Below are 23,195 nucleotides of genomic sequence, written 5' to 3'. Positions count from 1 at the left end.
GGTGCTTTGGAATAAACGCAATCCAAGAGTCAGTGCCCGCCGTCGGTGGGCACTGCACTTATATTTTCCTTCGTACAATATAGCCTGGCTTAACCTCTACCGAGGGACATATCCGATACGACTTGCCATGATCTGCGAAAGCAAGCTCGTTACCATCATCATCATAAAGACGAAAGGCCTCATCTTCTAAAAAAGGAATCTCAGGACCGACAAATTCGATTGCCGTCCCTGCCTCAATATGGTTTTTAGGATGAAACAGAAAGCGTCCGGATTCAAGTTCCTCACCGACGGTACCCAGAAAGAGATATTCCCGCTGATAACTTTCCATACACGGGGCTTCGATATCCTGCTTTGAAAAGAAAAAGCCGGTAGAATACTCCCTATGACTCACCCGAAAGAGTTCATCGCGAAAGGCCGCAAGGCTTTCTGCATCTACGGAACCAGGCTTTTCCAAAGCGTCTATGGTCTTTCTATATGCTCTGGTCACCACCGCAGTATAGTAAAGGCTCTTCATCCTTCCTTCGATCTTGAGGCTATCGATGCCCGCATCGCGAAGCTCTGCCACATGATCGATCATACAAAGGTCCTTGGAACTAAGTATGGTTGTATACCCTCCATCGGGATCTTCGACGATTGGAAGATATTCCCCCGGCCGTTGCGATTCCTCCAGGACCCGCCAGTTCCACCTGCAGGAGTGGGCACAGGAGCCCTCGTTGCCGCTTCGATCTGCAAGGTAGGCAGAAAGAAAGCACCTGCCGGAGTAGGCCAGGCACATGGCCCCGTGGACAAAGCACTCCAGTTCCATTTCGGGAACCGCCGCTTTTATATCGGCAATCTCCTCGAGCCGTACCTCCCGTCCCAGAATAATCCTGGAAAAACCGAGCTCCTGGTATGTCTTTACGGCCTCCGCATTCAAACAGCTTGCTTGGGTTGAAAGATGAAGCTGGGTTTCGGGAAATCGGCTTCTGAGCAGCCGCGCCGCGCCAAGGTCGCTGACAATAAAAGCATCGAAAGGAAAGCTTCCGATCTCATCGAGGCTCTCTTCGAGTCGTGATATCTCTTTCTGGTGAAAAAGGGCATTGACGGCGCAGTAAAGTTTTCTCTCTCCTTTGATCTCACCGGCTTTTTGTAACGCTTCGGCAGAAAAATTATCGGCCTTCTGCCGAAGCGAGAATTTGTCCAGACCGACATACACCGCATCTGCCCCGTAGCGATAGGCATAATGGAGTTTTTCTATGTTGCCTGCTGGGGCAAGAAGCTCTATCGGTTTCTTGCTGTTTCTCACAGAGCCAACTCGATCACTTCTGCCATCGTTTCCACGGGGTGAAAGCTTATTCCCTTTTTCACATGATCGGGAATCTCTTTCAGATCCCGTTCGTTTGCCTTGGGAATGATAATCTGCTTAATCTTGTTGCGTCTGGCGGCAATGGTCTTTTCCTTTAAACCTCCGATGGGAAGTACCTTACCGACAAGGCTCAATTCTCCGGTCATGGCAAGGTTCTTTTTTATCTGCTTACCGGTGGCAAGGCTGAGAAGGGTTATCGCCATGGTGATGCCAGCAGAAGGCCCATCTTTCGGCGTAGCACCTTCGGGAATATGGAGATGGATGATGTTCTTCTCAAAAAAAGAGGCATCGACACCATAGTTCTCCGCAACGTGCCGAACATGGGTATAGGCAATATTTGCTGATTCCTGCATGACATTTCCCATTTGCCCGGTAAGGCGAAAGCCCTCTTTGCCGGGATTGTTGACAGCCTCGATGATAAGGGTATCCCCACCAAAATTGGTCCAGGCAAGTCCTATGGCCATGCCGGCCCGGGTCACCTTCTTTACCTCGTCCTCCCGGAAAATCGGAGGGCCCAAATACTCTTCAAGGTCTTCGGGTTTTACCGAAATCGGCAGTGCATGCTCTTCCAGGACAACCTTCTTAGCGATCTTCCGATGAATGCGGTCAAGGGCCTTCTCAAAATTACGCACTCCAGCTTCCCTGGCATAGTGGTCGGCAATCGCCGACAAGGTACTCTTGCTGTAACGAATCTGGCTTTTTTTCAGGCCGGAACGATCAAGGCTCTTGGGGATAAGGTACTGCTTTGCTATTGCCATCTTCTCTTCGTTGATGTAACCGGAAAGATGGATGACCTCCATACGATCCAAAAGCGGCCGTGGAATGGTATCAAGAGAATTTGCCGTTGCGATAAAAAAAATGTTACTGATATCGAAGGGCAGGTCCAGATAGTGATCCCTGAAATTTACATTCTGTTCCGGATCAAGCACCTCAAGAAGGGCGGAAGAGGGGTCTCCCTGATAACTGGCTCCCAACTTATCAATCTCGTCGATCATAAAAACGGGATTGTCGGTTTTCACAATCTTCAATCCTTGAATGATTTTACCAGGCATGGCGCCGACATAGGTCCTCCGATGCCCCTTTATTTCGGCCTCATCCCTCATACCACCGACGGAAAAGCGGAAGAATTTCTTTCCAAGGGCATCGGCAATCGATTTCCCGACCGAGGTTTTGCCCACACCAGGGGCACCGACAAGGCAGATAATCGATCCCTTGCTGTCCTTTTTCAGTTTCCTGACGGCAAGAAACTCGAGAATCCTGTTTTTTACATCTTCAAGACCGTAATGATCCCGATCCAGGATCTTTTTTGCCTCATCGAGATCAAGCTCCTTAGCGACCTCATGTTTCCAGGGGAGGTTAACGATGGTGTCAAGGTAGTTTCTGGTCACAATAAACTCACTGGAGTTGGGGTCCATCATGCTGAACTTTTCAAGCTCCTGTTCTACCTGTTCCTTCACCTCTCCCTCAAAATCGAGAGCATCTATTGTCTCTTTGAAGCGGTTATATTCGCTGCTTTTCGAGTCGGTAGGGATTCCCAGCTCCTGCTTGATAGCCTTCAGTTCCTCTTTGAGAAAATACTCCCGCTGACTCTTCTCGATTTTTTCATTGATCTGCTTCTGTATCCTCTTCTGGATACGCAGCAACTCCTGTTCCTTCTTGATGAACATAAGGACCTGTTCCATCCGTTCACGTACATTCAAGGTTTCCAGGATCTTCTGCTGTTCCTGCCGATCGATATTGAGAATACTGGTGATGAAATCCGCGATCTTTCCGGGATGGTCGATATTGACCATATTCAGGCGCATCTCCTCTGAAAAGAGGGGATTGTTTTCCGAAAGCTGCTTCATCTCGCTGATAAGAGAACGGGTTAGGGCCTTTACTTCAATCCCGCTATCGTCTTCATCATCAAGATAATCGACGGCACCGTTTAAAGGAGTCTCGTTGTTAAGGAATTTCTTGATTCGAAATCGCTTTAAGGTCGATATAAAGATATTGATACCGCCGTCGGGAAGATTGATTTTTTTTACAATTTTTGCGACGGTACCGACTCGGTAGAGATCGTCTCCCATTAATTGTCGTTCTTCCGATTCATCACGCACCAAGACCAACCCGATCATACTGTCTGAACTAAGAGCCTCTTCAACAACGTGGATCTCTTCGACCGCCTGAATCATCAGCGGAGTAAAAATTCCGGGAAAAATAGGCTTGCCTTGGAGAGGAATGATATGAAGCCTGCTCGGAAGTATCTGATCTGCGGGAATAATTTGCTTGTCTGACATGCTGTCCCCCTTATAGCTTGCTTGCTCGTTACATTCGTGTACTACCGGTTAAGACACCGCAGTCGGCGTCCGGGCAGTAAAAATGTAATCATAAAAAAGAGCTATAGCAAGTAAAGTCTGTACATGAAGCTTTCGATCCCGTATGATAAGTCGATGAGTCGAACCTTTCAGACCGACGCCATTGTACTGAGGACTTTCCGAGTTGGAGATATCCATAAAGGAGTCACGTTTCTCTCTTCCGACAGTGGTTTGGTCGATGCAGTTGCCTATGGCGCCTACAAGGGAAAGGGAAAGCTTGGAGGAAGTACCGATCCCTTTACCTGGGGGCATTTCTACTGCTATCGGGATCCGGTCAGAGGTCGGACAAAAATTAACGATATCGAGAGCTATTCGATCTTTGAAGCAATTCGCGGCGATCTTTCACGGTTTTACATTGCCTGTTATTGGGCCGAACTCATTCTGGCAAGTTTCGGAGCGGGAGGAGAGAGTTCATTGCTGTTCCCCCTGTTACTGGAGGCCTTAACCCGACTCGATACCATGCAAAGTGAAGATCGATGGCACGTCTTCATTCAGTTCGGCTGGAGATTTCTTGGACTCCTCGGTGTAAGAAGTGAAGTGGAAGAGTGTGCATCCTGCGGACATGTTGCGACGGAAGGCGAAGGGGTTTTTCTTGATACCCTTGCCAGAGGGTTTTTATGTGGCCATTGTAAGGGAGCCTCCGATCTGCCTCTTGGACCGGGTGGAGTGCGGTATCTCCGTTTTACGGAGGCGCTTCCCTTCGAGAAAGCGGTAAAGGTCCATACCGATCTCCAAACGGAGCGTCAGTTAACAAAGATCCTTCGTAGGGTTTTAGGAGAGGCACTTGATCAACCCCTTAAGACTGCGGAGTTGCTGTGAGACTCTTTTTCGCACTTCCGCTTGCCGATAATGCGCGGGAGGAAATCATGCGAGGGCTTGCTCCGTTACGTCGGCAATATCCGACGCTCAAATGGATACCATCGCAAAATCTCCACATAACCTTGATGTTTGTTGGAGAGTGCGGCGATGATGAAGCGTATTCCTTACGGGAGCGTTTTCTTCGCATAGATCATGCCGCGCATCCTTTTTCTATAACTTGGAAAGGAATAGGAACTTTCCCGAGCGGAGGCCCTCCGCGGGTACTCCATCTCCCCGTACAAGAGGGGAGCGATGAGGTTCGACGTCTACATGGGGTGATCAACCATACCCTTTGGAAAGAAAAACGCGGAGGACGGTTTTTTCCCCATATTACGGTGGCAAGGGTCAAAGGAAAAAGCGGAGAGAGGCAGATCAAGAGAGAAATGTTATGTAAGCTGGGGGCCTCGATACAAGGCGGAAGTGTTGTCGATCGTATCATCCTTTATCGCTCACAGCTCCGCCAGAATGGGGCCTGCTACAGCAATTTTGGTTCGTTATCTTTGGGGAGGCAGGATGATTTGGAAGAAAAGTGATATTGATCCCGAAGTGGTTCGTGATCTTTCCCGGCAATACGGAATTGATCTTTTGATTGCTTCGATTATGGCCAGGAGAGGGGTTCTTTCACCCGATGATGTAAAGTTTCATATCGAGGAAGAACTTTCTTTTACCCATAATCCCTTTCTTTTCGATGAGATGACAGAGGTGGTCGATCGTCTGTTTCTCGCCCTCGACGAAGGTGAGAAATTAAGGATATTTGGAGACAGAGATGTCGACGGTATCACCAGCACCGTTCTTATGAAGCAGCAGCTTGAGGGGATGGGCTTGGAGGTTTCATGGTCTTTACCAAAGGGGGATGATCCCTACGGTCTGACCATGGAGCTTATTGATCTCATGGAACGCAATGAAGAAACTCTGCTTATTACCGTCGACTGTGGTATCTCTAACTATCGTGAAATTGCATATGCAAGGGAAAAAGGGATAGATACCCTGATAATTGACCATCACAATCCTTCGGATGAGTTACCCTGTGCCCTTGCCATTATCAACCCCAAAATAGCCGATTGCGGTTATCCTTTTTCAGGGCTCGCGGCCGTCGGCGTGGTCTCCAAGGTTATCTGGGCTCTCGAATTCGCCAAGACCGATTTTTATAAAGAAGAAATTGTTCTGCTCAATGTTCGACCGGGCAACGAAACGGTCATTTTCGAAGCGGTGAAACTGGAAAATCTTGTTGAACAGGATAGGATCGTGGAAAACTTGGTACCCAACATAGTACGCTTCGATCAAACCAGGTTGGCGGATTTTTTGGTCGGCAAGCAGATTTTAGTCTACGACGAACAGAGTCAGATCGCCCTGATGAAGAAACTTTTCGGTCCGAATGTCGATATCGGGGTTGTCGATGTCGCTCCCGAAATATGGAAAAGTTTTCCCAAGACAAAGGGGGAAAGCCTTCTTCGACTGCGGGAAAGGAGCAGAAGCAACCGTTACGAAGGGGAAAGGAAGGGAGAAATAGATACCTTTCTCTCCATTTTTAACGCATGGGTAATGAAGCGGTATGAATGTCTTTCTGGGGCCTATGAATCGATTTTGGACCTTGTTGCTCTCGGGACCCTTGCCGATATGATGCCTCTTGAAGATGAAAATAGGATTCTCGTTAAGCGGGGAATGAAACTCCTTTCGGAAGCCCGAAGAGGGGGGATACAGGAACTCCTGGTACGCCAAAACCTTCTTGGCAAACGGCTCTCTACTACCGACGTAGGTTGGCAGATTAGTCCGATCATTAATGCCACGGGAAGGCTTGGCGTACCGGAAAAAGCGGCGGATCTGCTGCTGGAGACCGATGCCATGAAACGGGCGGCCCTTGCCGATGAGGTGGTATCGCTCAACCGGAAGAGAAAGAAGCTTGGGGAAAGTGCCTGGAAGACAGTCGTTCCCTTGGCAAAAAAGAGTCTTACCCAGTATGGCGAACGCTTTATTCTCGTGGAAGACAAAAGCTTCCACCGCGGTATCACCGGCATCCTTGCTTCACGACTTGTGCAAAGCTTTGGCGTCCCTTCAGCGGTTATCGCCCACCTTGATACCCACCTTGTCGGTTCTATTAGAAGTGTGAAGGGAATAAATGCCAAAACCTTTCTCGAATCCTTTTCTGATCTTCTCCTTGATTTTGGCGGGCATGATCTTGCCGCGGGCTTTAGCCTTACATTCGAAAACTTTCCCTCCTTTCTGCAACGCTTTGCCGAAATGGTGGAAAGAATGGAGGTTCCCCAAAATGAAGAAGAAGCCATTCAAATTGATGCAGAACTTCCTCCTTCGTACATGAAACCGGAGCTTTGTGACATTGTCGAACGATTCGAACCCTATGGAGAAAAGAGTCCCCCCCTTGTTTTCATGGCAAAACGGGTCAGACTTGCCGAAATTTCTCTTATAGGAAAGCCGGATCCCATTCATCTAAAACTGCTGGTTGATTCCGGAAGTTTCAAGTGGCCTGCCGTTTTTTGGCGTTCCGCCGATCGTGTCGGTGTCGATTTCCAACAGGGAGACCAGGTTGATATCCTATTTCGTTTAGGCCGGAATTATTTTCAGAACAGAGAACAACCGCAGCTTACCATTCTCGATGTGAGACAAGCATCCATATGAAACGCTACATGATGATTTTCAACCTCTTTTTGTTACCGATCACGATGGTGGCTGCAGAGCAGACGCTTTGGGTCGAAGCACCGAAAAAAGCTGTCGCAGGGACCCTTGTAAGCCTGAGTATCCACACCCAAAGCGAAAACGGGCTTACCGTTGCTCTTCGTGACATGGCGGGCAAGGATATTATCTCGTCCAATACCTTCCCAGCTAAAAATTCGCGAAAGGAAGGAATGAGGGAAGAAATTGCATTGCTGGGTCTTCCCTCCACCCTTCAAAGCGGTAGTTTTCTCCTGATGCTTTATTCCGGGAAAACTCTTCTTTGGCAGCAAGAACTCTCAGTTGAGATGGGAAGCTTTCTTAAAGAGGATATACCCCTAAACCAGAAGATGAGCGATCTACGAAGCGATGATGATCCCCAAAAGGTAGAAGAGGCAATAGCCATCCATGCGATCTATAACACATTCCATAGAAGGCCGTTTGACGAGAAGCTTAGCTTGCACCTACCGGTAACGGGGGGGCGCTTTTCCGCCTGGTACGGAGATCGAAGGAGGTATTGCTACTCCGACGGCACCAGTGCCCTGTCGATACATTCTGGGGTCGATATTGCCGCTCCCGTGGGAACGCCGATATCCGCAGGGGGCGAGGGTACTGTTGTCTTTACAGGCCCACGAATCGTTACCGGCAATACGGTGGTTATCGAATATGGCCCGGGCGTATACGGCGTCTTTTTCCACTTGGATAGAATCGATATCGAGGAGGGGAGCACGGTCGATGCCGATACCCACATTGGCGTCGTGGGAATGACAGGTCTTGCCACCGGTCCCCACCTTCACTGGGAAATTAGGGTCGCAGGCATCCCAATTGATCCCCTTAGTCTGCTGGCTACTCCTCTTGACATGGCTTCTTCATCGCCGATACAATAAATTAATTTGGGAAAGAAGGGGGTGATTCACATAGCCTTTGTTCGAGTAGACGATAGCGAACCTCTGGAAAAAGCAATCAAACGTTTCAAACGAATGGTGGAAAAAGAGGGTATTATTCGGGAGTGGAAGAAGCGGGAGTACTACGAGAAACCTTCTACCATCAATAACCGCAAGAAAAAAGCTCTGGAGCGGAAACAAATGAAGAAGCTTCGGAAAATTCAGTCAATGAAGAACTATTGATTGGCAGACGGTCGAATCGTGTTGATTCGACCGTTTTTTATGGTCACTGAATATCATAATAATTAGCCACCCCTTAAATTAGGGGAAATAATTACCGAAAACATAAAATAAGTAATATTTATTTGACATTAACCTAAAAATAAGATAGTCTTTTTCCGTATAAATAGTGACAGGAGGCATCCATGCTGATATTAATCTCCGATGCGTTTGACGCGGCCCTCCCAGAAAAACTTTCGAGTTTTGGAGAGGTTACCGACGACAAAAGTCGGCTTGCGGAAGCGGACATCGTGCTTGTCAGAAGCAAAACGAAATGTACCGCCGAATGGATCGATCAAGCAAAAAAACTAAAGCTCATTATCCGAGGTGGCGTAGGAATCGATAACATCGATAAAACCTACGCGGAAAGCAAGGGAATCATTGTCCGCAATACTCCCAAAGCCAGCTCCATTGCTGTTGCGGAACTTGCCTTTGCGCTCATGATCCAGATTCCCAACAGGATTATTGAGGCACATAACGGAATGCAAGAGGGAAAGTGGCTGAAAAAAGAGCTGAAACGTACAGAGCTTTTTGGAAAGACCCTCTGTCTTGTCGGTATCGGCAACATCGCCACCGAGGTTGCAAAACGCGCCGCTGCTTTCGGCATGAAGGTAGTTGCTTTCGACAAGTTCGTTTCTTCCAGCCCCTATGCAGAGATGAAGCCTTCTTTGGAAGAAGCGGTACGGGATGCCGATTACATCTCTCTTCACCTTCCTTTGACTCCCGAAACCGAGGGAATGCTGAACAGCAAAATCTTTGCGGTCTGTGGCAAGAATCCCGTGGTTATCAACACGGGACGAGGCCCCTGCGTTAAGGCCGACGACATGGTAAAGGCCCTGGAGGAGGGCAAGGTAAAAGCCTATGCCACCGATGTCTATCCTTCGGATCCGCCTGCAGATGATTATCCGATACTGAAGGCGCCGAATGTAGTGCTTACGCCTCACATTGGGGCCAGCAGCAAAGAAAATCTCCTGCGAATCGGAGACGAGGCGTATGCAACGATCAAGGAACTTATTGATGGAGGAAAACTGTGAGCCGAAAACTTAATTTTTATGCCGGACCTTCCGTGTTGCCCGTGGAAGTGCTTGAAGAGCTACAGGCAAATATTGTGGACTATCAGGGCAACGGATTCTCATTGATCGAAGCCTCCCATCGCGGGAAGGTCTACGATAAGGTCCACAACGAGGCCATCGCTTTAATAAAAGAGCTTATGGGAATTTCCGACGACTATAGCGTCATCTTTCTCGGAGGCGGTGCAACCCTTCAATTCAGCATGGTTCCGATGAACTTCCTCGTCGACGGTAAGGTCGGGGATTATACCCTGACCGGTACCTGGGCGAAAAAGGCCTATACCGACGCGGAAAAGATAGGGAAGGTACATGCCGTTTTCGACGGGAAAGATAAGAACTATACCACCCTTCCCGAGGCCTCCTCTGTTAAACCTTCCGCAAATTCCGCCTATCTTCATCTCACCAGTAATGAGACCATCGGGGGGCTCGAGTGGAAACATTGGCCCGAAACCGGAGATGTACCGCTGATCGCCGATATGTCCAGTGATATTCTCAGCCGCCCTGTACCTGTTGATAAATTTGCCATGATCTACGCGGGAGCCCAGAAAAACCTCGGACCGGCCGGTGCTACCATTGCGATCATCCGCAATGACCTGCTTGAGCGATGTGGTGATCATCTTACCGCATATCTTAATTACAAGACCCACACCAAGAGCAACGCCCTCTACAACACCCCTCCCGTCTTCAGTATCTGGGGAATCAAGCTCGTGCTTGAGTGGATAAAAAAGACAGGCGGTGCAGAAGCAATGGCAAAGCGAGCCGAAAAGAAATCGGCACTGCTTTACGGTACCATGGCCGAAAGCAATGGCTTCTACCGCTGCCCAGTGGACGAGAAGTATCGCTCGACAATGAATGTGGTTTTCAGACTGCCGAACGAAGAGCTTGAAGCAAAATTCCTGAAAGAGAGTGAAGAGGCTGGAATGCTTGGTCTTAAGGGACATAGAAGTGTGGGTGGTTGTCGTGCATCAATCTACAATAGCCTTCCCGAGGATGCGGTTTCCACCCTTGCACAATTTATGAAGGAGTTTCAGCGCAAAAACGGCTGAGTTGTCATGAAGATCGACGAAACGAACATAGCAATCATCAAGCATCTTCGCGACGGCCGAAAGAGTTTTTCAGCGATAGCCGATGAGCTTTCCATTACGGAAAATACGGTTCGTTCCCGGGTCAATAAGTTGATTGAGGAAGGAATTCTGGAGATTTCGGGTCTTGTGGACCCGGAATCTCTGCCTGGTCATCGACTGATCATTTGCGGAGTGAAGCTTTCGACCACCGAGTTGGTTAGAAAAGGAAAAGAATTCAGCAATCTGAGAGGATCGGTATCCGTCAGTGTTGTCACCGGTCGTTACGATCTTATTGTCCAGGTCTTGCTGGATGAAAACGAAGGGTTTGGACTGCTTGAGTTTTTCACCGAGGAGTTGTCCAAAGTCGGTGAAATTCAAGAGGTCGAAACCTTTGTCGTCTATCAGGGGTACAACCTTCGGGTTCCCTATATTATATAGGAGGTTATAGGATGTTGAAACGAACGCCCCTCTACGACGTCTATAAACAGTACGACGGAGTAAAATTGATAGACTTCGGGGGATGGGAACTTCCTGTTCAGTTTGAAACCGGTATCATAGCCGAACATATGGCTGTACGGAAGAATGCAGGTCTCTTTGATGTATCACACATGGGAGAAATCATGGTGGAGGGCCCTCGGGCCGTCGAATTTGTCGATTATCTTGTTACCAATGATATTTCGAAGATGAACGACGGCAAATGCCTTTATGCTCTCATGTGCAGGCCCGACGGAGGAGTCGTGGACGACCTCATGATCTACCGTCTTTCCGCCGAGAAAATTCTCATCGTCGCGAATGCCGCCAATGTAGAAAAAGACTTTGTCTGGATCAGCTCGGCGAATCCCTGGATGCAGCGTGAAAGCGATAAGCCTAAGGTGAGTAACCAGTCCGATCGCTATGCCCAAATTGCATTTCAAGGACCGAAGGCCAATGATTATTTCAGGGAACTGCTTGGTCAGGCCGTAGATGAGATTACCTTTTTCCGTTTTCGAACCGATATTCCTGTCGCCGGTAAGTCCTGTATTATAAGCCGGACTGGCTACACCGGTGAGGATGGCTTCGAGATCTACTGTAATGCTGACGATGCAGCGGATATTTGGACCTTTATTTTGGATAAAACAAAGGAACGGGGTGTTCTTCCCTGTGGACTTGGGGCCAGGGATACCCTGCGATTCGAGGCAAAACTTCCGTTGTACGGCCATGAACTCTCCGATACTATCTCTCCGCTTGAAGCGAATCTCTCTTTCTTCGTAAAATTCGATAAGCATTCAGATTTTTGTGGAAAGTCCGCTTTGCTGAAACAGAAGGAAAAGGGAATTCCCCGCAGTCTGAGAGGCTGTGAAATGGTCGATAAAGGAGTCCCCAGAGAAGGATACAAGGTTTTCCTCGGCGATCGTGAGATCGGTTATGTAACAAGCGGGACCAAAAGTCCTATGCTCGACTCTTTCCTCGGCCTTGTACTCATCGAACGGGGAATCGGCCTTGAGATAGGCGATGAAATCGAAATTGAAATCGGCAAGAAAAAGAAGCGTGCCAGACTGGCCAAAACACCATTTTATAAGAATACTGGTAAGAAATAATAGAGCCAAAGGAGGTATGGCAATGAGCGTAGACAAATCACTGAAATATACTGAAAATCATGAATGGGTGAAGGTAAAGGGCGAGGTTGCTTATGTGGGAATCAGCGATCATGCCCAGGAAGAACTCGGTGATATCGTATTTGTGGAACTCCCCGAGCTTGATGACGAGGTTTCGAAAGGTGACGAAGTCGTCAACATCGAATCGGTAAAGGCTGCAGCCCCTGTATATGCTCCGGTGTCCGGCAAGATAACAGAGGTCAATGATGCACTTGAGGATGCTCCTGAAACCATTAACGAAGCCCCCTACGATACCTTCATTTTCGCCCTTGAGCTGAGCGACACTTCTGAGCTCGACGATCTCATGGACGCCGCCGCATACGAGGCATTCCTCAAAGAGGAGGAATAAACTCAAAATGATCCAACATCCTTATCTTCCCCAGACCGAGGATGAGATCAAATCGATGCTCGAAACCATCGGGGTCTCGAGCATCGATGATCTCTTTTCTGATATTGCACCTTCGGTTTTACTCCAGAAAGAGCTTAATCTCCCCAAAACAAAAACAGAGTGGGAAGTCTATCAGGAGCTTTCTCATCTGGCAGAAAAAAACCGGTCAGCGATATCCTTTCTCGGTTGTGGTTCGTACGACCATATTATTCCTTCCGTTGTCGGGCGGATCATGGGCCTTCCCATGTTCTATACCAGCTATACTCCCTATCAAGCCGAAATCAGCCAGGGTGTCCTGCAGGCAATTTTCGAGTTCCAGTCGATGATCTGTTCGATTACCGGCATGGATGTCGCAAATGCCTCACTTTACGATGGCGCCACGGCAGCGGTCGAAGCGGCGGCTATGGCGGTCAATTCATCCAGAAACAGCGATACCATTCTGGTATCCGAAACGGTACATCCCTCTACCAAGGCTGTCCTTCGAACCTATTTTGGTGATCTTGGCATAAATATCGTCGAAGTGCCGGCAGAAAAGGGGCGAAGCAATTTTGCCGCGATCAGGGATGCGCTGAAGTCCGAAGTGGCAGCGGTCCTGGTTCAGACACCGAACATTTTCGGCTATCTGGAGGATCTTACAGGCCTTGCCGATGCGGTACACGATAATAAGAGCAAGCTTATCGTCTCTTCGAATCCCATGAGCCTCGGTATTGCACGTTCCCAAGCAGAATGGAATGCGGACATAGCCGTTGGTGATACCCAGCCTTTCGGTCTTCCCTCCTATTTCGGAGGCCCTTCCGTCGGTTATATAGCAACACGGGAAAAGCTTATGCGAAAACTGCCGGGTAGAATCGTCGGACAGACGACGGACGCGGAGGGAAAGCGGGCCTTTGTTCTGACCCTTCAGGCTCGGGAACAACATATAAAACGGGAACGGGCGACAAGTAATATTTGTTCGAACCAGGCCCTCGCAGCCCTAGGAACAACCATCTACCTGTCGCTTATCGGCAAGCAAGGCCTTAAAGAGGCTGGAAATCTCTGTCTGCAAAAGGCCCATTACCTGCACGATCGACTTGTAAAAGAGCTTGGAGCCGAAGCCCTCTCTGCCGAGCCCTTTTTCAACGAATTTACCTTGAATATTGGTAGCAAAACGGACGATCTGATCAAGGCTCTTCGATCGGGAGGAATCTACGGAGGTGTCCGGGTTGAAAATCTTGATGAACGGTATCAGGGGCTTGTGACCATTGCCGTCACCGAGAAGCGGACAAAGCAAGAAATGGACCGCTATGTTGACATTGCCCGGGAGGTGTTGTAATGGACGGGGAAACACAGTTGATTTTCGAACGATCGGTAGCCGGACGGCGTGGCTTCCTCTTTCCCGAAAACGATGTGGAAACAAAGCCTATCGATAATCTCATACCAGAGAACTATCGACGCAATGGTGAGACATGCCTGCCGGAAGTGAGTGAAGTGGATGTCGTTCGACATTTCACCGAACTGGCATCCCGTAGTTTTGGTGTTGATGCAGGGTTCTATCCCCTGGGAAGCTGTACCATGAAGTACAATCCCAAGGTAAATGAGGATATTGCCGCTCTTTCCGGATTTACCTCCTTACATCCCCTCCAGCCGAGCGAAGATGTACAAGGTATCCTCGAACTCATGTACAAGCTTACCAAAGGCTTGTGCGAGCTTACCGGAATGCAATGGGGCACGCTCCAGCCCTTCGCTGGTGCACATGGGGAGTTTACCGGCATGAAACTCTTCAAGGCCTATTTTAAAAGCAGGGGAGAGCACGACCGTCGAAAAATTCTTGTTCCGACCAGTGCTCATGGAACGAATCCCGCATCCGCCCATATATCCGGCTTTGAGGTCCAGGAGATCGAAGCTGATCACCGAGGTCTTGTTTCCATCGAAGACCTGAAAAAGCACCTTGATGAAAACCTTGCGGGAATCATGCTGACGAATCCCAATACCCTTGGGCTTTTCGAAAAAGATATCGAAACCATTGCAACGTTGGTCCATGATGCCGGCGGCCTGCTTTACTACGACGGTGCAAACCTGAACGCCATCATGGGGAAGGTGCGCCCCGGGGATATGGGCTTCGATGTTATCCATATGAATCTCCATAAAACCTTTTCCACCCCGCATGGCGGCGGAGGACCGGGAGCTGGACCGGTTCTGGTCTCAAAGCGCCTGGTAAAGTTTTTGCCGGTTCCAGATGTGGAGAAACAGGGAGAGGCCTACGATTTCTGTTTTGCTCATCCCGAGTCGATAGGAAGAATCAGCGGCTTCTACGGCAACATCGGGGTCTTGACACGGGCCTACGCTTTTCTGCTTGCCATGGGTTCGGATGGGCTTACCGCTGCCAGCGAGATGGCTGTTCTTAATGCCAATTATCTCCGCTCACGCCTGAAAACGAGTTTTTCCATTCCCTTCGAGGGGATCTGCAAGCACGAATTCGTCCTAAGCGCCAAGAACATAAAGGAAGAGTTCGGTATTTCCGCCCTGGATGTTGCCAAGGCCCTTCTCGATGCGGGAATTCATCCCCCAACAATCTACTTTCCCCTCATCGTTCCTGAAGCACTGATGATTGAGCCGACGGAAAGCGAATCAAAAGAGACCTTGGATCGCTTCGTTGAGGTCATGGAGTCGATAGCCAAACAGGCGGCTGTCGATCCTCAAAAGCTCCATGATGCTCCTCACCAGACACCGGTACGGAGAGTCGATGAAGTACAGGCGGCAAAACATCCTATTGTAGCCTGGCGGCCGGAATAATCCGGTCGCTGTCTTCATGTATAGTAGTATCATCTTGTCCTCCTTACAAAAAGAGTCGCTTGCTCAAAGAGGGCTGAGTGTATACAATGATCGACGCGTCAAATACGTTAAAAAACATGAGTGAGTGAGGAGGAATACATGGCTGATCTTTCGACCACCTATATGAATATCCCGATGAAAAATCCCATAATGGTTTCCAGTTCTCCCTTGACCGCCAATCTGCGTGGGTTGGAGAAATGCGAGGCAGCAGGTGCAGGGGCTGTTGTGCTGAAGAGTCTCTTTGAAGAACAGATCTCCCATGATGCTTCAAGGATGATTGGTGGTCTCGATTTTGATGCCCACGCCGATGCATATGATTTCTTGCGAGATAGCAGCAGAGACTATTACTTAAATGAATACCTTGCTTTGGTGGAAAAAGCGAAAGAGAAGCTTTCCATACCGGTTATCGCCAGTGTCAACTGTGTTTCCGCCGGAAACTGGACGGAATATGCCCAGCGTTTTGAGGCAGTCGGAGCCGATGCCCTTGAACTTAATATCTTTATCATCCCTTCCGATGCGGGAACCGACGGTAGCGAAATTGAGAAGGAATATTTTTCGATTCTTAAAAAGGTGAAAAAACAGGTTTCGATCCCTCTTTCGGTCAAGCTCGGTCCCTATTTCAGCGGCATGGCAAAGACCATTTCAGAACTTTCCAAGGCAGGAGCATCCGGTATAACCCTCTTTAATCGATTCTACCGCCCCGATCTTGACATCGAGAAGCTGAAGCTTTCTGCGGGCCCTGTTTTGAGCGTTCCCGAAGAGATGGGTATGGTACTTCAATGGATCGCCCTCATGAGTGGTGAGGTCGAAAGCGATCTTTCGGCTTCTACGGGAATCTACGATGGAGCCGCAGCTGTCAAACAGCTTTTGGCCGGTGCAAAAACCGTCCAGCTCTGTTCCTCGCTGATCCAAAACGGAACCGGAACTATTACGGAAATTCTCGATTTTCTTAGCGACTGGATGGACCGTAAAGGGTTTGGGACCATTGCCGATTTCAACGGTATGCTTTGTCAGGAACGAAGTAATCGTCCGGAAGCCTACGAGCGGAGTCAATATATAAAAGCGCTGGTGGGCATCGCTTGAATCCTACAGACAGATGAATGGCTTGCGGCGTGTTGCAGTCTTTTCCGGCTCCAGCGGAGGAAATAGGCCTATCTATATGCAGTGGGCTGAAAAGCTGGGGTATGCCGTCGCCGAACGGGGACTGGCCCTTGTCTATGGGGGAAGCAGTGTTGGACTGATGGGCCAGGTTGCAAGGGCCGCTCTCTCACGTTCTGCCGAGGTTATCGGTGTAATTCCCGAAGCAATACACCGTCATGTTGCCCCTCAGCCGGGGGTTCGCCTCGAAGTGGTGGCGGATATGCATGTTCGTAAGGCAAGGATGTATGCCCTTGCCGATGCTTTTATCGCTCTTCCCGGGGGGATTGGTACCTGGGAGGAGATTCTTGAGGTATTTACCTGGCTGCAACTGGGCTATCATCAAAAACCGGTAGCGCTTTTGAATATCTGCGGCTTTTATGACCCGCTTTTGGCAATGCTCGACCATGCGGTAAGCGAAGGGTTTCTGAAAGAAGCACATCGTAGGCAACTTCTTGTTTCCCAAAGTTGTAATGAAGTTTTTTCTCTTCTTGAAGATTTCCGCCCCTCCGAGGTGCAAAAATGGTGATGAAAAATTTGCTTTTTTAGGGAAAATTCATACCATCAATTGCAGCGGAGGAGTTATGGACAATATGCGTGAGACGGGTGTCTTGAAGGTCTTGGCCGATTTTAATATTTCGGAACAACACATTGTAATCAACCCGAACGATGGTTTTGATATTGGCCTCATGATGACGGAAGCACCTGTTAGTCTCTTTCTCGGCGATTCGATCGATATGCTCCATAATGGATCGGCAGTAGCAATTGAAGGAATCGTAGTCCAAAAAAATGAGTGCAGGCTCGGTACCGTTGAGTTGAGTAGCAGATCTCTCGAACGTATCGGCTCGCCAGGCTCTGTCAGGCTGCATCTTCTGCCCTCGAGCCCACGGCCCAGACTTCTCATTTCCCCGGCATAAAAAGAGAGAAGCGGGGCTTTCTCCTTTGTCTTCTTGCCGTTTCGATAAAAACCCGTTTTGCCAAATCTTTATCATCCGCTTCCCGCAGAAACCCGTAAAACAGCAAAAAAATATCGGCACAAGTTCGGCCAGGAAAGGCCTTACAGATCTCTTTCTCCCGCATAAGTCGAATTGCCGGTAGAAAGAGTTCCCCATACCACCTCTCTGCGCTCAGCCCAGATTCCCTAATGGCCCTGTACAGTTTTTCATAACCCAATAGGAATGTCGTCTCAAAAATGTCGTTGTTTTGTGTCGAAAACCCGGTTTCGTTGAAAAAACTCTTTTGCTGTACCACTCTGATACGCTCTTCGATTTCCTTCAGGTTGTTCGCACCTTCCAGCGAACCGGGAAAATCCACGGAGTAGACCTCTGCTTCAACCGACGGGATGCCCTCGGCCACAGCCACCGACACACGGTGGTTACCGTCTCTGACAAAATAATATCCACCGATTTCGTACAATTGAACGGGAGGCAGGGGCCGATACTCCTCCATTGCCTGATGAATTCGAATCCATCTCGATTTCAAGCTCGTGGATTTCGGACGAAATCTGCGGGAAAACTGGTAGGCCCGGCCCTCCGAACCGATAATCTTTTTAACAGGGACCATCATTCTCCCGATGGCTCGTTGAGAGGAAAAGCCGAGCATCGATGTTACTGCATCCATGGGAATCAGGTGACTTGTTCCGAAACGAAACAGATCGATAAGTTGGCCGAAAAAGCCCTTTCGCAGCGCTTTTTCAAATTCCCGAACAGAGATAATATTTGTAAGAAGTCTATGTTCCATGCCCTTTCAAACCCTGTATATGGCCCGCAAAACGGCCCATCCGTCTTCGGCAGAGGAGGGTGATGGCATTCCGTTTTGGTCCACCATGGCTGCGGCAGTAGCTGCCATAGTGGAAAAATAGCCGGTCTTTCGAAAACGGGGTGTGATGTCGGGCATCAAAGAGTGAAAGCCGGAGTAAAACGGGCTCTCCACGCTTTTAAGGAAGCGAAGGAGCCCGTTTCCAATCTCAATCTTCCCCCTTTCAAAATTGAGGTCAAGACGAAATACAAGATGGTCTCGTTCTCCACCGATATCGAGAGAGACAGCGACAGCGCCTGCATACCCGCATAGCTGAAGCGTACCTTTGTTGCTTTTAGGATTGCCCAACCGTCGTTTTGATATGAAATGGGCATCACAGAGGAAATTAACGGCATCGATCATGTGGGTTCCGTCATGGATAAGCACGGCCTTGTGTGGCGCACTCCGACCGAAATAGAGCGTGCCGTGTATGGAAAGCAAGTTTCCATATCGCTTCTGATCGATTGCATCTTTTACTGCACGGTAGTCGGCGGAAAATCTCCTCTCGTGATTTACAATAATTCTACTTTTCGATTGTCGCGCCAACGAACGAATTGTTGAGGCCTGATGTAATGTCCATGCGATGGGCTTTTCGCAAACAATAACGGGAACACCCGCAGAAAGAGCAAGCCGGACAAGTGCCAGATGGGTATCAGGAGGAGTCGCAATGGTAAGAAGATCGGGCCGAAGTTTCTCCAGCATGGCTTCGGCGTCTGAAAAAAGTAACGGAGCAGGATCGAGATGCTTCCACTGTCGGGAAAATAGCTCTCGTGCCTCACGACTTGTATCGCAAGCACCTGCCAAACAGACCCCCTTCGTTACAACGATGGCACCTGCATGAGTACACGGCTTCTCCCTTCGCTCATCCATTTCAAGGCTGCTACCGATTCGGCCAAGACCGACCAGCGCCCACTGTTTTGTCTCTTTCATAGCTTTATCCATTAAGCAACGCTCTGATATCAGGAAACGTCGATTTGTACCGGCAGCCCAAAAGCCACATAGCAAGATCAAAGGTAGGTGACACGGCTTTCATAACAAGCGCCGAATCAGAACTTGTTATGCAATCCCCCTCAAAGTCCCGAACAATTGGGTCCGCAGAGGGAAAAAGATCAACCGTTGCCTGCACTCCGGAAATCGAAAGAGCATTTCGTAATGCTTGTGCCAAGTTTCCGCTACCAGAGACAGGCCTGTCAAGACATATCAACAGATACTCCGGATCAAGTTCGACGATCCCCTGAATAAAGAGGGAAATAGAGCGTTCCATGTAGGTAGTGCTTCGACTCCTGCCGAACGCCGCCCCGGCATCACGAAGCAATCCGTCGCTGGCGATAAACAGGGGAAGCCCTCGATGATAGTTTACCAGGGTAAGCAAGACATTATGGCCATCTACGGCAAGTCGTGACCGCTTCTCAACAGAGTACACAAGTTTTGAAGCTATCAAATTCGATACGAAACGGCTCAATACCCCCCGGAAGAGAATCATCCGCTCTGCTTTCGCCAGTCTATAACGGTCTCCAACCAGCTTTAAAGTAGCTTTCGTAGGATATCCCTTATCCAAAAGCCCTCGGTAATCAACGACCGCATCGGCAAAGGCTTTGCTAAACTCCATAACAAATATCATAGCCCGTATCACAATCCAGCTCAATGCGCTTGAGCTTTATCCTCGGCTGTACTACCATTGGCACATGGCGGAAGAAAATGTGATTCTTGAAAAGATTCGTGCCGTTCTATTCCGCTTTCCCGACGGTATCGACGAATTCCATCTGATGCAGGAACTGGGTTGGGAAGAACTGAGAAATAAGCTGGTTCCGGATCTCTTCTGTAGTGAAGATTCCGATCGCATTCTTTTTTGCTCGCATTTCCTGCTTTTTCATCTTCTCTACCGACTGAAAGAACGATTACGCAGTACAAAAAGCGGTTCCCTTACCGTTTTCTGCCTCGAAATTCGACTTATCCCCCAGCTATGCCAAACCACAGAGAACAAAGGGTCCCTTGAGGAAGCCGATCCGATGGAAGCCTATTATCTCAATCTACAAAACATGGAAGCGGTCAGTGGCAGCGACGTCCGGAATATGTTGGAGGACTTTTTTAGGCGTTTTGCATCCTGGGAAAACAGAGATATGGATTTAAAGGTACTCGGACTTGACCACGGAGCCGGTAAGCAGGAAATCAAAGAGCGATATCATCGTTTAGTCATGAAACATCATCCCGACCGCGGCGGAAATGCGCAAAAATTCAGAGAAGTAGCCGAGGCAATGGAGCGTTTGGAAGCATCTTCCGAGTTATAATGCTTGACAGATGAGCAGATAGGTCATATACTTTTACGAGGTTGGTACAAAAACGAACTAACTGGATATAGCCATGGGACAGCCCAAAAGAACAAGGATAATAAATTCCTCTCGTGTCATTCGTGAAATGTGGATCCACGGCGGTCTCAGCCGGGCGGCTCTTGCTCAGCGTCTTGGATTAACAAAATCCAGCATAAGCAGCATTATCGATGAGCTTATAAAAAAAGAGGTTATCAGTGAAGGTCCCGAAATGGACCCGGGGCCGAAGGGCGGAAGGAAAGCCACAAAGTTATTCCTCAACAGTGACTGGCTTTATGTCGTAGGGATGGAAATTCGTTGTGATTCGGTGCTCCTGCTTGCTATCGACATAGAGGGAAGGGTTCTTTTTTCCCGCACTGTGAAACAACAATTCTCTGCAGAAAGTTTTAGTTCTGATATACTGGCACTCATAAAAAGCCTGAAACAGGAAGAAACAAGACTTAATAGGACATTGTTGGGGATAGGTCTTGGATTTTCCGGTATCATTGACGCAGGCAAGCAAATCATAGAACACTCCGTTTTTTTGGATTTCCATGCACCTTTTGATTTCAACAGGGAAGTTGCCTCACACTGTGACATACCCATCATCATTGAAAATGATGCAAACTGCGGGGCCTGGGGAGAAGTGGTCTTCCGTAGAAAACATCAAGTAAAGAATTTCTTATTTCTCCTCATCGAATTCTGGAAATACTGTTCTTCCGAGGAAGAATTGCCGCGTCCCACAATCGGATTGGGCTTTGGTTTCAACGGAAAAATATACCATGGAACCTATAGCTCGGCCGGTGAATTCAAAAGCCTGCTGAATGATGATCCCAACAGTTCTGCTCAGATACGTTGGAAGCATGACTCCGATGTACTTCCCCTGGCGAAAGACAGAGCCGCGTTACAAGAGTATATTCGGGAGCTTTGCCGTAACGTCGCCTTCTTAGTGAACACCCTTGATATTGGAAACCTTTTTATTGGCGGAGATATTGAAGAGTTTAAATCTTTTATTTCCACCATGCTGAATGAGGAGCTTCGTGCCAATACTCTTACCACGGCACCTCCCCGTTGTGAAATTCAATTCTCGGCCTTGGGGCATCAAGCTGTAGCCTTTGGCGCAGCCGGACTTATCCTTGATAGGGTATTTATGAATCTGGAAGCTTTGGATGAACCTTCCAGCCGGCCAAAGATACAACCACTTTACTTCATGGAGGAATAGCAATTTCTATCCCGGCTACAAAGCTACGGGATAAAAGAATAAAAAGGAGGAAGGTCATGAAAAAGAGAGAGATAGTACGACTATTCGTACTATGTAGCTTTTGTGTTACCACAGCTCTTCTCGTGGGGTGTAATAAAAAAGGAGAGGAGGCAACTACACAAGAATCGGATACAATTACCTTGTCGGCTTATCATTATCTTGATCAAACCGATAAAACCACGGCTCCCAATTTCCAGGCACTGGTCGAGGCGTTTAATAAAGAGTATCCGAATATCAAAATAAATTTTGAATTCGGATACGGTGAAGCCTATCACACGAAGTTACAAACCCTTGCAGCCTCAGGTCAGTTACCGGATATGATGGTTGTCTATCCTGGAAAACGAACTGCCTACATTACTTCAGAGGGTCATGTTCAGGACCTTCGCCCCTGGTTTTCCGGTCACGAAAGTGAATTTGCTTCAATTGCCTTGAAACCACAGGGCCCCAATGGGGAAATGTGGGAGATTCCCGAGGACATCAGCGTTACTTCAATCATGTATACAAACAATAAGCTGTTGAAAGAATTGGGACTCGCCTTTCCCAAAACATTGGACGAACTGATTGCTCAGGGAGAAACCATTAGAAAGGCAGGGTTAATCCCTATTTCAATGGCAAATAAGGACGCCTGGCCAATGCAGTCCTGTCTTGCAAGTATGCTTGCAGAACGGACAGGTGGAATGGAATGGTTCGATAAGGCCGTAAAAGGCGACGGAGCAGGATTTGATGATGATGTCTTTGTTCATGCCTTGGAGATTATCAATCTCTTACATGAAAAAGAGATGTTTTCTCCCGGCATAAACCAGCTTGCCTACATGCAGGGACTAGACGATTTTGTGAATGAGCGAGCCGTTTACTTCATCGACGGCGGATGGATGGTTAATAATATGGTCGGGGAACTATCCGATGAGCAGAAAGAATACATGTCCCTGGAGTCTTTCCCCGATATTCCGAATCAGAAAGGCGAAAGCGGTTCGGCATCGGGAGTTGCAGGAACCGGATTCGGCATGAACTCGGATTTAAGCGGCGAGAAGGCCGAAGCAGCTTGGAAATGGATTTGGTTTTATTCCGGCCCAGAAGGCTCAGCCATCAGACAAAGGTTCGGAAGGCTCCCTGCCTATACCCTGAAGGCTCCTGACGATGTTGATCCCATGATAAAAAAACTTATCAATTATGTTGGTTCAATCCCAATGGGATACGTTCTTGATTCTGTTGTCGGAGCAGAGGGAATCGGGATATTTAATAACGATCTTCAGGAAATGATGTTTGGATTGACCACACCAAAGGATGTCGCAAGCAAACTTGAGGAATGGGTAAAAGAAAACGATAGATCCAACTAA

23 protein-coding genes are annotated in these 23,195 nt (G+C 48.5%); 18 read left to right on the top strand and 5 right to left on the bottom strand.

Going from position 1 to position 23,195, the window contains the following annotated elements:
• Positions 1–58: 58 nt before the first annotated feature.
• Both SPIRS_RS10840 and lon read right to left on the bottom strand, forming a co-directional pair.
• Entirely contained in the window at positions 59–1,285 is a 1,227-nt protein-coding gene (locus tag SPIRS_RS10840) for a peptidase U32 family protein (protein ID WP_013254729.1), read from the bottom strand.
• Positions 1,282–3,624, bottom strand: a complete 2,343-nt coding sequence (gene lon / locus SPIRS_RS10835; protein ID WP_013254728.1) for an endopeptidase La — start codon at positions 3,622–3,624, stop codon at positions 1,282–1,284. Before lon ends, SPIRS_RS10840 begins: the two co-directional genes overlap by 4 nt.
• Before the next feature lie 153 nt (positions 3,625–3,777).
• On the opposite strand from lon, the gene recO reads away from it, so the two are divergent.
• From recO to SPIRS_RS10760, 15 genes are all read left to right on the top strand, one after another.
• Complete coding sequence (gene recO / locus SPIRS_RS10830; protein ID WP_245537757.1) at positions 3,778–4,521, top strand: DNA repair protein RecO; 744 nt, start codon at positions 3,778–3,780, stop codon at positions 4,519–4,521.
• Positions 4,518–5,093 (top strand): RNA 2',3'-cyclic phosphodiesterase, encoded by a 576-nt coding sequence (gene thpR / locus SPIRS_RS10825; RefSeq protein ID WP_041866048.1) that lies wholly within the window; start codon positions 4,518–4,520, stop codon positions 5,091–5,093. Before recO ends, thpR begins: the two co-directional genes overlap by 4 nt.
• A complete protein-coding gene (gene recJ, locus SPIRS_RS10820) occupies positions 5,074–7,194 on the top strand; it encodes a single-stranded-DNA-specific exonuclease RecJ (RefSeq protein ID WP_013254725.1) in 2,121 nt (706 codons plus the stop codon). The genes thpR and recJ overlap by 20 nt, the downstream gene beginning before the upstream one ends.
• Positions 7,191–8,114 carry a M23 family metallopeptidase gene (locus tag SPIRS_RS10815; RefSeq protein ID WP_013254724.1) on the top strand — a complete coding sequence of 308 codons (924 nt, stop codon included), beginning with the start codon at positions 7,191–7,193 and terminating at the stop codon, positions 8,112–8,114. The genes recJ and SPIRS_RS10815 overlap by 4 nt, the downstream gene beginning before the upstream one ends.
• Before the next feature lie 30 nt (positions 8,115–8,144).
• Positions 8,145–8,354 (top strand): 30S ribosomal protein S21, encoded by a 210-nt coding sequence (gene rpsU, locus SPIRS_RS10810; protein WP_026295115.1) that lies wholly within the window; start codon positions 8,145–8,147, stop codon positions 8,352–8,354.
• A gap of 182 nt (positions 8,355–8,536) precedes the next feature.
• Positions 8,537–9,424 (top strand): NAD(P)-dependent oxidoreductase, encoded by an 888-nt coding sequence (locus SPIRS_RS10805; protein ID WP_013254722.1) that lies wholly within the window; start codon positions 8,537–8,539, stop codon positions 9,422–9,424.
• Positions 9,421–10,506, top strand: a complete 1,086-nt coding sequence (serC, locus tag SPIRS_RS10800) for a 3-phosphoserine/phosphohydroxythreonine transaminase (RefSeq protein WP_013254721.1) — start codon at positions 9,421–9,423, stop codon at positions 10,504–10,506. Before SPIRS_RS10805 ends, serC begins: the two co-directional genes overlap by 4 nt.
• A gap of 6 nt (positions 10,507–10,512) precedes the next feature.
• Positions 10,513–10,962 (top strand): Lrp/AsnC family transcriptional regulator, encoded by a 450-nt coding sequence (locus SPIRS_RS10795; RefSeq protein ID WP_013254720.1) that lies wholly within the window; start codon positions 10,513–10,515, stop codon positions 10,960–10,962.
• A gap of 11 nt (positions 10,963–10,973) precedes the next feature.
• Complete coding sequence (gcvT, locus tag SPIRS_RS10790) at positions 10,974–12,101, top strand: glycine cleavage system aminomethyltransferase GcvT (RefSeq protein WP_013254719.1); 1,128 nt, start codon at positions 10,974–10,976, stop codon at positions 12,099–12,101.
• 22 nt (positions 12,102–12,123) lie between these two features.
• On the top strand, positions 12,124–12,507 hold the full coding sequence (gene gcvH / locus SPIRS_RS10785; RefSeq protein WP_013254718.1) for a glycine cleavage system protein GcvH: 384 nt from the start codon (positions 12,124–12,126) through the stop codon (positions 12,505–12,507).
• Between the two features lie 7 nt (positions 12,508–12,514).
• A complete protein-coding gene (gene gcvPA, locus SPIRS_RS10780) occupies positions 12,515–13,858 on the top strand; it encodes an aminomethyl-transferring glycine dehydrogenase subunit GcvPA (RefSeq protein WP_013254717.1) in 1,344 nt (447 codons plus the stop codon).
• The gene (gcvPB, locus tag SPIRS_RS10775; protein ID WP_013254716.1) at positions 13,858–15,318 is read left to right on the top strand and encodes an aminomethyl-transferring glycine dehydrogenase subunit GcvPB; all 1,461 of its coding nucleotides are present in this window, start codon (positions 13,858–13,860) and stop codon (positions 15,316–15,318) included. Before gcvPA ends, gcvPB begins: the two co-directional genes overlap by 1 nt.
• Before the next feature lie 138 nt (positions 15,319–15,456).
• Positions 15,457–16,440 (top strand): dihydroorotate dehydrogenase-like protein, encoded by a 984-nt coding sequence (locus SPIRS_RS10770; RefSeq protein ID WP_013254715.1) that lies wholly within the window; start codon positions 15,457–15,459, stop codon positions 16,438–16,440.
• A 13-nt stretch (positions 16,441–16,453) separates the two neighbouring features.
• Positions 16,454–17,023, top strand: a complete 570-nt coding sequence (locus SPIRS_RS10765; RefSeq protein WP_013254714.1) for an LOG family protein — start codon at positions 16,454–16,456, stop codon at positions 17,021–17,023.
• A gap of 55 nt (positions 17,024–17,078) precedes the next feature.
• Positions 17,079–17,411, top strand: coding sequence for a hypothetical protein (locus SPIRS_RS10760; protein WP_013254713.1), 333 nt, complete (start codon positions 17,079–17,081; stop codon positions 17,409–17,411).
• Here SPIRS_RS10760 and SPIRS_RS10755 read toward each other — a convergent pair.
• The 3 genes from SPIRS_RS10755 to SPIRS_RS10745 are packed head-to-tail and all read right to left on the bottom strand — an operon-like array spanning position 17,395 to position 19,900.
• Positions 17,395–18,234: a hypothetical protein gene (locus SPIRS_RS10755; protein WP_013254712.1), complete on the bottom strand. Its 840-nt coding sequence runs from the start codon at positions 18,232–18,234 to the stop codon at positions 17,395–17,397. The two genes, SPIRS_RS10760 and SPIRS_RS10755, sit on opposite strands and share 17 nt — an antisense overlap.
• Positions 18,235–18,240: 6 nt before the next feature.
• A complete protein-coding gene (locus SPIRS_RS10750) occupies positions 18,241–19,221 on the bottom strand; it encodes a Gfo/Idh/MocA family protein (RefSeq protein WP_245537755.1) in 981 nt (326 codons plus the stop codon).
• A 4-nt stretch (positions 19,222–19,225) separates the two neighbouring features.
• Positions 19,226–19,900, bottom strand: coding sequence for a DUF434 domain-containing protein (locus SPIRS_RS10745; protein ID WP_148224064.1), 675 nt, complete (start codon positions 19,898–19,900; stop codon positions 19,226–19,228).
• Positions 19,901–19,991: 91 nt separating this feature from the next.
• Here SPIRS_RS10745 and SPIRS_RS10740 point away from each other — a divergent pair, with 91 nt between their 5' ends.
• The 3 genes from SPIRS_RS10740 to SPIRS_RS10730 all read left to right on the top strand — a co-directional run bounded on the left by SPIRS_RS10740 (position 19,992) and on the right by SPIRS_RS10730 (position 23,195).
• Positions 19,992–20,579: a DNA-J related domain-containing protein gene (locus SPIRS_RS10740; RefSeq protein WP_245537754.1), complete on the top strand. Its 588-nt coding sequence runs from the start codon at positions 19,992–19,994 to the stop codon at positions 20,577–20,579.
• Positions 20,580–20,652: 73 nt separating this feature from the next.
• Positions 20,653–21,819 (top strand): ROK family transcriptional regulator, encoded by a 1,167-nt coding sequence (locus SPIRS_RS10735; protein WP_013254708.1) that lies wholly within the window; start codon positions 20,653–20,655, stop codon positions 21,817–21,819.
• A gap of 56 nt (positions 21,820–21,875) precedes the next feature.
• A complete protein-coding gene (locus SPIRS_RS10730) occupies positions 21,876–23,195 on the top strand; it encodes an ABC transporter substrate-binding protein (RefSeq protein ID WP_013254707.1) in 1,320 nt (439 codons plus the stop codon).

The organism is Sediminispirochaeta smaragdinae DSM 11293 (assembly GCF_000143985.1).
Classification (GTDB): domain Bacteria; phylum Spirochaetota; class Spirochaetia; order DSM-16054; family Sediminispirochaetaceae; genus Sediminispirochaeta; species Sediminispirochaeta smaragdinae.
This window is presented reverse-complemented; position numbering and strand designations above follow the sequence as displayed.

What these genes read in the sequence shown, in the direction of transcription:
- gcvT (WP_013254719.1), top strand. Translation starts at nt 10,974, where the DNA reads ATGTTGAAACGAACGCCCCTCTACGACGTCTATAAACAGTACGACGGA.
- gcvPB (WP_013254716.1), top strand. Translation starts at nt 13,858, where the DNA reads ATGGACGGGGAAACACAGTTGATTTTCGAACGATCGGTAGCCGGACGG.
- gcvPA (WP_013254717.1), top strand. Translation starts at nt 12,515, where the DNA reads ATGATCCAACATCCTTATCTTCCCCAGACCGAGGATGAGATCAAATCG.
- recJ (WP_013254725.1), top strand. Translation starts at nt 5,074, where the DNA reads ATGATTTGGAAGAAAAGTGATATTGATCCCGAAGTGGTTCGTGATCTT.
- SPIRS_RS10755 (WP_013254712.1), bottom strand. Translation starts at nt 18,234, where the DNA reads ATGGAACATAGACTTCTTACAAATATTATCTCTGTTCGGGAATTTGAA.
- SPIRS_RS10815 (WP_013254724.1), top strand. Translation starts at nt 7,191, where the DNA reads ATGAAACGCTACATGATGATTTTCAACCTCTTTTTGTTACCGATCACG.
- lon (WP_013254728.1), bottom strand. Translation starts at nt 3,624, where the DNA reads ATGTCAGACAAGCAAATTATTCCCGCAGATCAGATACTTCCGAGCAGG.
- SPIRS_RS10805 (WP_013254722.1), top strand. Translation starts at nt 8,537, where the DNA reads ATGCTGATATTAATCTCCGATGCGTTTGACGCGGCCCTCCCAGAAAAA.
- gcvH (WP_013254718.1), top strand. Translation starts at nt 12,124, where the DNA reads ATGAGCGTAGACAAATCACTGAAATATACTGAAAATCATGAATGGGTG.
- SPIRS_RS10735 (WP_013254708.1), top strand. Translation starts at nt 20,653, where the DNA reads ATGGGACAGCCCAAAAGAACAAGGATAATAAATTCCTCTCGTGTCATT.
- recO (WP_245537757.1), top strand. Translation starts at nt 3,778, where the DNA reads ATGAGTCGAACCTTTCAGACCGACGCCATTGTACTGAGGACTTTCCGA.
- SPIRS_RS10750 (WP_245537755.1), bottom strand. Translation starts at nt 19,221, where the DNA reads ATGAAAGAGACAAAACAGTGGGCGCTGGTCGGTCTTGGCCGAATCGGT.
- SPIRS_RS10770 (WP_013254715.1), top strand. Translation starts at nt 15,457, where the DNA reads ATGGCTGATCTTTCGACCACCTATATGAATATCCCGATGAAAAATCCC.
- SPIRS_RS10795 (WP_013254720.1), top strand. Translation starts at nt 10,513, where the DNA reads ATGAAGATCGACGAAACGAACATAGCAATCATCAAGCATCTTCGCGAC.
- SPIRS_RS10745 (WP_148224064.1), bottom strand. Translation starts at nt 19,900, where the DNA reads ATGGAGTTTAGCAAAGCCTTTGCCGATGCGGTCGTTGATTACCGAGGG.
- SPIRS_RS10760 (WP_013254713.1), top strand. Translation starts at nt 17,079, where the DNA reads ATGGACAATATGCGTGAGACGGGTGTCTTGAAGGTCTTGGCCGATTTT.
- SPIRS_RS10765 (WP_013254714.1), top strand. Translation starts at nt 16,454, where the DNA reads ATGAATGGCTTGCGGCGTGTTGCAGTCTTTTCCGGCTCCAGCGGAGGA.
- SPIRS_RS10730 (WP_013254707.1), top strand. Translation starts at nt 21,876, where the DNA reads ATGAAAAAGAGAGAGATAGTACGACTATTCGTACTATGTAGCTTTTGT.